Below are 6,077 nucleotides of genomic sequence, written 5' to 3'. Positions count from 1 at the left end.
TTTTACTCTTGTTTTTGTAAAGAAATTTTAAAAAGATTAAATAAAAAAATTAATTTCATACCAACTTGTGACAAAATTTAGGCTCAGAAATCAAAAAATTTCTTAGATAAATTTGCAAAATTTGATGAAAAATTTGGTCGCAGGGTAAATTTATATAATTTTAAATATAATCACGCTCTGGCACGGTAAGCGGTCGCTTTTGCATCTTACAAAAGAGGAAAGTCCGAGCTGCGATAAGACAAAGTTCCATCTAACGGATGGCTAGGGAAACCTAAGGGATAGTGTAACAGAAAGCAAACTTCCGCCTTGGCGGTAAAGGTGAAACGGCGGGGTAAGAGCCCACCGGCACGCTTGGTAACTTGCGTGGCCATATAAACCCAACTTGCAGTAAGAAGGGATGGTTTTGGTCTTATATTAAAACCCTTCGCTAGAGCTTGTTTGTAAAAGCAAGCGTAGATAAATGATCGCTCAAGACAGAACTCGGCTTAACGCCGTGCCTCCCTTAAATTTAGAGTAAATTTCAAGTAGCAAGCAGTTTGTAAATTAGTAAATTTAAAAGATTTTCAAGACAAAAACGGCAAATATGCCGTGCCTTGAAAGTTTGAGATTAGATTAGTTTTTTACGTATTTTTGAGCTTTTTGTAGTTTTGTAAGCTCGTTTTGGATGTGTGAAGATTTAGTTTTAAAAAGCTCTATCGCACCGCCGATTAGCGCTTGTGCTTCTTGAGCCGAAGCTAAGCTTTTAAACATATCTTCGCTAAAGCTTTGTGATAGTGCAGCTAGCTTTCTTGTGTCTTCGTTTATTAACGCTAGCTTAAATTCATTGATCCAGCTATTCACCTGATGTTACCTCCCTCCATGCTTCTGATAACTGCTTTACGACATTTGTTACTTCATTTAGCGCGTTAATATCGTTTTGGATATTTGCCATAGCAAGAAGCTGCATCTGTCTTGTATAAAGTCCGCTAAGATAGTGAGCCACATCGCCTTGAGAATAATCAAGCGAGTTTAAAAGCTCAACAAAGATAGCGTTTGCTCTGTTTATATAATAGACCTTTTTCTCTATATCTCCAGCTTCGATCGCTTTTTTTGTGCGAAATATAAATTTCAAAATTCCGTCATAAAGCATTTCTATTAATTTAGTCGGGGACTCGATGCCCCCGAAACTCGACTGTGCGTATGCACTATATGCACTTTGATTCATTTTTCTCTCTTATTTTCTACTGTTTATCTCAGCATCTATCATTGATTTTAGAGTTGAGAACTGATTTTCTAAACTTGCGATGATAGAGTTATACTTGATGAAGCGCTCTTGCATCGTTGTGTATTTCTCATCTAAAAGCTTTTGAGTGCTCTCTTTATTTTTAGTGATAGACTCACTCTCGTCTTTTAGCTGATTTTGCATAGCGATCATAGTACCTTTCTTGCCAACAGCACCATCAAGCATCTTAGCTAGCTTTGTAAAAAGTCCATCAGTTTTTTTAGTCACTGGATTTACAGTGGCTTCACTCATACCAAGAGTTGCTAGTGCAGAAGCCTTGCCTTTTACTTCGATGTTTTCACCATCACTTCTTTTTAAGATGATCCTCTTACCGCTTTGATCAAGGCTAGCTGTTACACCCTCGATGCCAGCGTCATTGATAGCTTGTTGAAGCTTTAGAGCGTTATCCTCAGCTGTCCCGCCAGCTGCGGTTGAAAATATAACTGACTTGCCATTTATCGTTAGATCGCCAGCTTGGATATTTAACGCACCTGCGCTAACGGTTGAGTTACCCATGTAGCTTATCGGCTCAGTCTTGCTTGAACCCATAAAAAATTTCTGAATTTCTTCTGGATCTTTGCTAAGTGCTGCGTTAAATTTATTTAGATCAAGCTGAAGCTGACCGTCTTTATCTGGCACTATGCCAAATTTACTTAGCGCTTTGCCTTCGCTATCTTGGCCATTTACTAGACGTCCGATGTTTGATCTAAGGCTTGAAATTTCACTTACGCCTTGGAAAGTACCAGCACCTTTTTCTTCGTCATATTTTGTAGCGATCTCAAGGTTCATAGTCATTAGGTTGTAGTCTTTTATAAACTCTTCAACCGCTTTTACGACCTCTTCAGTGTTTTGAGAGACGCTTACATTTGTCTTGCCAGTCTCATTTAGCGTGATATTTACGCCCGGTCTTAGATCATCAAAGCTGTTTTTGCTTCTTTTGATATTTACGCCGTTATATGTAAATTCTGCATCTTGTGCTTTTAGAATTCTATTTTTCTCCAAATTTGATGTCATCTTTGGCGAGCCATCAGGATTTGTTAGCGCTGTGCCGTGCTCGTCTGTGTCTTGAAACTGCGTATCATCCCAGCCAAGCTTGTCTAAAATGCCAGCAGTGTCGTTTGAAAATTTAATAGTCTGTGTAGCGCCAGTGCTGCCTGATTGAAGCATTATTTGATTTGGTTTATCGCCACCAACATTTAAAATTCTAGCTTGCAATTTACCGCCACTTACGTCATTTATCTTATCAACGATATCTTGATAAGTTGTCGATCTTGTCACACCGATAGAGAATTTTTGTCCATCGATCTCAACATCAAACGAGCCAGTATTTGTCGCACCCACCATGCTTGAAGAATTTTTGAAATTCGTGCTTTGAAATGTATCTTTTTGAGCAAGTTTTTGCACATCGATACTAAAGCTTTGCACGCTAACGCCGTTTGCAGCAGAAGCTGTGACGCTTTTGCCAGCGTTATTTGTATTTCTTTTTAGATAAAGTGCCTCGCCTCCAAGTGTTTTGCCACTAACATTTACGTTGCTAACAAGAGTTTTTAGAGCCGCAAGGTCCTTTTGCTTAAGCTCATTTTTCTCTAGTCTTGTTGTAAGTGGTTTGATCTGTCCAGCCTCATCAGCCTCTTTTAGTTTCTTGATAAGCTCATCGTTTAGGCCGCTATTTTTTGTACCGATGCCTAAATTTGTTACGTTACCTACTGCCATTTTTAACTCTCCTTGTCAAAAAGTATTCCGATACTTTCTTTGAAATACTCGCTGATTTTTATAGCTTCTTTGCTCGGAAGCTGTGTTATCTCTTCGCCTGTTTTGGCGTCTTTTACTTGCACTACCATTAAATTTAACTTCTCGTTGTAAGCAAATCTTACATTAGTATCGAGCTGTTGCATCTGATAGTTTAGCCTATCAGTGACCTCTCTTGTTTTTCTAGCAAGATCCTCGTTACTAAGTTCATCTAGCTCATCTGCACCTTTTGCTTTACCGTTTTCGTCGGCATTTACTTTGACATCAGAGTGCTCGATAGGTCTGCTGTCTATCTGACGCTGAGCCGACGTGCTCATGTTTGCATCAAGTGTTTGATTTGCTGCTGCTTTGAAAATTTCCATAGTTTTACTCCTTAAAACTTACGCTAGCTCCTACATCGGTAAAATTTTAAATTCCTTTAGTATTTATATAAATTTTTGATTATTTAGGTTAAAATCGAGCAAAATTTATAGGACGGGATATGAAAATTTCATTTGAATGCGACTGCATTTTGCTGCAAAAGACCTTGCTGCTTTTTTGTGGAAATTTAGCCGCTCATCATAAGGATTGTGATTTTGTAGTAAGTGACCGCGAGATCGTCACAAAAAAACCGCTATTTATAATAGGTAAGAACGCTCATCTTTCTCATCCATTTACAAGAGCCACTCTTCTTGATACGCTCGAGGAGTTTTACTCAGCCACGCAAATTTCAAAGGCAAAAGAGCCAGATCAGATAGTAAATGAAAAGAGCTTGGAGCAAAAAGTCTCAAATTTGATAGATAAATTTAAAGCCGATCTGCTTGAAATTTTAAGGGCAAATCAGTGAAACTCTACACCAAAATTTCAAGTGGTAAATTTAAAGGCAAAAGGCTTGAGCTACCAAGTCTAAGCACTACAAGAAGCACAAAAAGCATCGTAAAAGAGTCCTTTTTTAACGTCATTAGAGATGAAATTTACTCACTTACATTTATAGAGGGCTTTGGCGGAAGTGGCGTGATGGCAAGCGAGGCTGTTAGTAACGGAGCGCGCGAGGCTATCGCTATCGAAAAAGATAGAGCCGCTTTTAAGATCACGCAAAGCAACCTTGCAAGCCTGCAAAGTCCAAATTTAAAAGCTATAAATGGCGACAGCTTTGCACTTTTGCCTGATCTTGTAAATTCACAAAATGGCAAGGTTTTACTATATCTTGATCCGCCATTTGACATAAGGGCTGGCTTTGATGATATCTATGAAAAGCTTGTAAATTTGATCTCGCAGCTAAAAAAAGAGAAAATTTATATGATAGTTTTTGAGCATAACAGCGACTTTAAATTTGGCGATGAAATTTCTGCGTATAAGCTTGTTAAATTTAAAAAATTTGGAGCTACTTCTCTCTCTTATTTTCAGTAAATTTTGGAACATCTTTTGCTTTAAAAACCTAAAATAGCTAAATTTTAGGAAAAAATATGAAAAAAATTTTATCTTTTGTAGCAGCTTCAGTGATAGCTACTTCAGCCTTTGCTACGCAGATAAAAGAGCTTGCAAACATCGTTGGCGTAAGGGATAACCAGCTAATAGGCTATGGTTTAGTCGTCGGACTAAACGGCACAGGGGATGGCTCAACGTCAAAATTTACGATCCAGTCGCTATCAAACATGCTTCAAGGCGTAAATGTCAAGATAAATCCAGATGATATCAAGTCTAAAAACGCAGCCGCTGTTATGGTGACAGCAAAATTGCCTGCATTTGCAAGGCATGGCGACAAGCTTGATATAGAGATCTCATCTATCGGCGACGCAAAAAGCTTGCAAGGTGGCACACTTCTTATGACTCCGCTAAAGGGCGTTGATGGCGATATCTACGCTTTGGCTCAAGGTCCTCTAAGCATCGGTGGCAAGAGTGCAGGAAGAAGTGGCGGCAACCACCCAACCGTTGGCACTATCTTAAATGGCGCCCTTGTGGAGCGCGAGGTCACTTACGATATCTACAACCAAGATAGCATAAAACTAAGCCTAAAAGATACAAATTTTAAAACCGCTCTTGATATCCAAAATGCCATAAATGCAAACATCTCAGACGATACCGCAAAGGCGATCGATCCAAGAACGGTCATCGTTAAAAAGCCAGATGATGTTAGTATCATCGAGCTTGCAAGCGCCGTGCTTGATCTTGATGTGGAGTATAAGCCAGATGAGAAGATCGTAGTTGATGAGAGAACTGGCACGATAGTTAGCGGTATAAACGCGGTAGTTAGTCCAGTCGTGATAACTCATGGTGCTATAACTATAAAGATAGAGCCAAACAGCTACGAAGAGGCAGCGCAAAATGATGTAAATATAGGTAGCGACACCTCGGTGGCTCCTAGTCAAAATCTACTTAAAATTTCAGGCGAGAAAACAACCGTTGCAAACGTGACAAGAGCACTAAACAAGCTTGGTGCAACACCAAGTGACATCATCTCGATACTTGAAAATTTAAAACGAGTTGGCGCGATACAAGTCGATCTGGAGATAATATAATGCAAATAGACAACACCTTAGCACTAAATTCATATAGTGACATCTCAGCAAACAAGATAAAAAATGCAAATGCCAAACAAGATGCACTTTTAAAAGAGCAAACTGATGCTTTTGAAGCATTTATGGTAAAAGCTGTTCTTGATATCGCTTTAAAAGAAGATGATAAGAACTCACTCTATCCAAAAGCCGCTGGCAGCGACATTTACAGGTCTATGTATAACGACGCTATGAGCAAAGCTTTGAGTGGAAATTTAGGTTTTTCAGAACTTTTATACGATTTTTTGAAGAGAGACTCTTAAGTAAATTTATATTTTGCCGATGTAGTGATATAAACATTTTATTTTAAGAGGTATGGATATGATAACTCCTTTGAACCAAAGACCAAACTACCAGGCAAATACGCTAAATAAAAATAGCGATGCTAGAGTTGAAAATGAAAACAAAGAAGTAAAAACAAACGAAAACGCAAAGGTAAAAGAGATAGCTGATGCAATAGCAAATGGCACCTATCAGGTAGATATCTCTAAAACAGCTAAGGCTGTGGCTGATGCGTTGCTGTAAATTTTGAA

9 protein-coding genes and 1 other RNA gene are annotated in these 6,077 nt (G+C 38.7%); 6 read left to right on the top strand and 4 right to left on the bottom strand.

All coding sequences use genetic code 11. The features are described 5' to 3' along the window. Positions 1-177 precede the first annotated feature (177 nt). Positions 178-504: RNase P RNA component class A (gene rnpB, locus G6W41_RS09640), an RNA gene on the top strand. Positions 505-612: 108 nt separating this feature from the next. Here the strand turns inward: rnpB and G6W41_RS09635 are convergent. The 4 genes from G6W41_RS09635 to G6W41_RS09620 are packed head-to-tail and all read right to left on the bottom strand — an operon-like array spanning position 613 to position 3,372. After that, entirely contained in the window at positions 613-840 is a 228-nt protein-coding gene (locus tag G6W41_RS09635; RefSeq protein ID WP_021085119.1) for a hypothetical protein, read from the bottom strand. Then, on the bottom strand, positions 833-1,204 hold the full coding sequence (fliS, locus tag G6W41_RS09630) for a flagellar export chaperone FliS (protein ID WP_009293744.1): 372 nt from the start codon (positions 1,202-1,204) through the stop codon (positions 833-835). Before fliS ends, G6W41_RS09635 begins: the two co-directional genes overlap by 8 nt. Before the next feature lie 9 nt (positions 1,205-1,213). After that, the gene (fliD, locus tag G6W41_RS09625) at positions 1,214-2,974 is read right to left on the bottom strand and encodes a flagellar filament capping protein FliD (RefSeq protein WP_194171374.1); all 1,761 of its coding nucleotides are present in this window, start codon (positions 2,972-2,974) and stop codon (positions 1,214-1,216) included. 2 nt (positions 2,975-2,976) lie between these two features. Beyond that, on the bottom strand, positions 2,977-3,372 hold the full coding sequence (locus G6W41_RS09620; protein WP_148818959.1) for a FlaG family protein: 396 nt from the start codon (positions 3,370-3,372) through the stop codon (positions 2,977-2,979). Positions 3,373-3,491: 119 nt separating this feature from the next. On the opposite strand from G6W41_RS09620, the gene G6W41_RS09615 reads away from it, so the two are divergent. Genes G6W41_RS09615 through G6W41_RS09595 form a run of 5 tightly spaced genes read left to right on the top strand, consistent with a single transcriptional unit; the run spans position 3,492 to position 6,069 of the window. Continuing rightward, positions 3,492-3,836, top strand: a complete 345-nt coding sequence (locus tag G6W41_RS09615) for a hypothetical protein (protein ID WP_021089777.1) — start codon at positions 3,492-3,494, stop codon at positions 3,834-3,836. Then, entirely contained in the window at positions 3,833-4,399 is a 567-nt protein-coding gene (rsmD, locus tag G6W41_RS09610; protein WP_012001655.1) for a 16S rRNA (guanine(966)-N(2))-methyltransferase RsmD, read from the top strand. Before G6W41_RS09615 ends, rsmD begins: the two co-directional genes overlap by 4 nt. Before the next feature lie 56 nt (positions 4,400-4,455). Further along, the gene (locus G6W41_RS09605; RefSeq protein WP_009293749.1) at positions 4,456-5,508 is read left to right on the top strand and encodes a flagellar basal body P-ring protein FlgI; all 1,053 of its coding nucleotides are present in this window, start codon (positions 4,456-4,458) and stop codon (positions 5,506-5,508) included. Then, positions 5,508-5,807, top strand: coding sequence for a rod-binding protein (locus tag G6W41_RS09600; RefSeq protein ID WP_012001656.1), 300 nt, complete (start codon positions 5,508-5,510; stop codon positions 5,805-5,807). The genes G6W41_RS09605 and G6W41_RS09600 overlap by 1 nt, the downstream gene beginning before the upstream one ends. 58 nt (positions 5,808-5,865) lie before the next feature. Next, a complete protein-coding gene (locus G6W41_RS09595; RefSeq protein WP_035142939.1) occupies positions 5,866-6,069 on the top strand; it encodes a flagellar biosynthesis anti-sigma factor FlgM in 204 nt (67 codons plus the stop codon). Positions 6,070-6,077 lie beyond the last annotated feature (8 nt).

Origin of the sequence: Campylobacter concisus (assembly GCF_015230035.1) — a bacterium.
Lineage (GTDB): Bacteria > Campylobacterota > Campylobacteria > Campylobacterales > Campylobacteraceae > Campylobacter_A > Campylobacter_A concisus_BK.
The sequence above is the reverse complement of the archived record's forward strand: the minus strand, read 5'-3'. Positions and strand labels throughout refer to the sequence as shown.

What these genes read in the sequence shown, in the direction of transcription:
- fliS (WP_009293744.1), bottom strand. Translation starts at nt 1,204, where the DNA reads ATGAATCAAAGTGCATATAGTGCATACGCACAGTCGAGTTTCGGGGGC.
- fliD (WP_194171374.1), bottom strand. Translation starts at nt 2,974, where the DNA reads ATGGCAGTAGGTAACGTAACAAATTTAGGCATCGGTACAAAAAATAGC.
- G6W41_RS09620 (WP_148818959.1), bottom strand. Translation starts at nt 3,372, where the DNA reads ATGGAAATTTTCAAAGCAGCAGCAAATCAAACACTTGATGCAAACATG.
- G6W41_RS09615 (WP_021089777.1), top strand. Translation starts at nt 3,492, where the DNA reads ATGAAAATTTCATTTGAATGCGACTGCATTTTGCTGCAAAAGACCTTG.
- G6W41_RS09605 (WP_009293749.1), top strand. Translation starts at nt 4,456, where the DNA reads ATGAAAAAAATTTTATCTTTTGTAGCAGCTTCAGTGATAGCTACTTCA.
- G6W41_RS09600 (WP_012001656.1), top strand. Translation starts at nt 5,508, where the DNA reads ATGCAAATAGACAACACCTTAGCACTAAATTCATATAGTGACATCTCA.
- G6W41_RS09595 (WP_035142939.1), top strand. Translation starts at nt 5,866, where the DNA reads ATGATAACTCCTTTGAACCAAAGACCAAACTACCAGGCAAATACGCTA.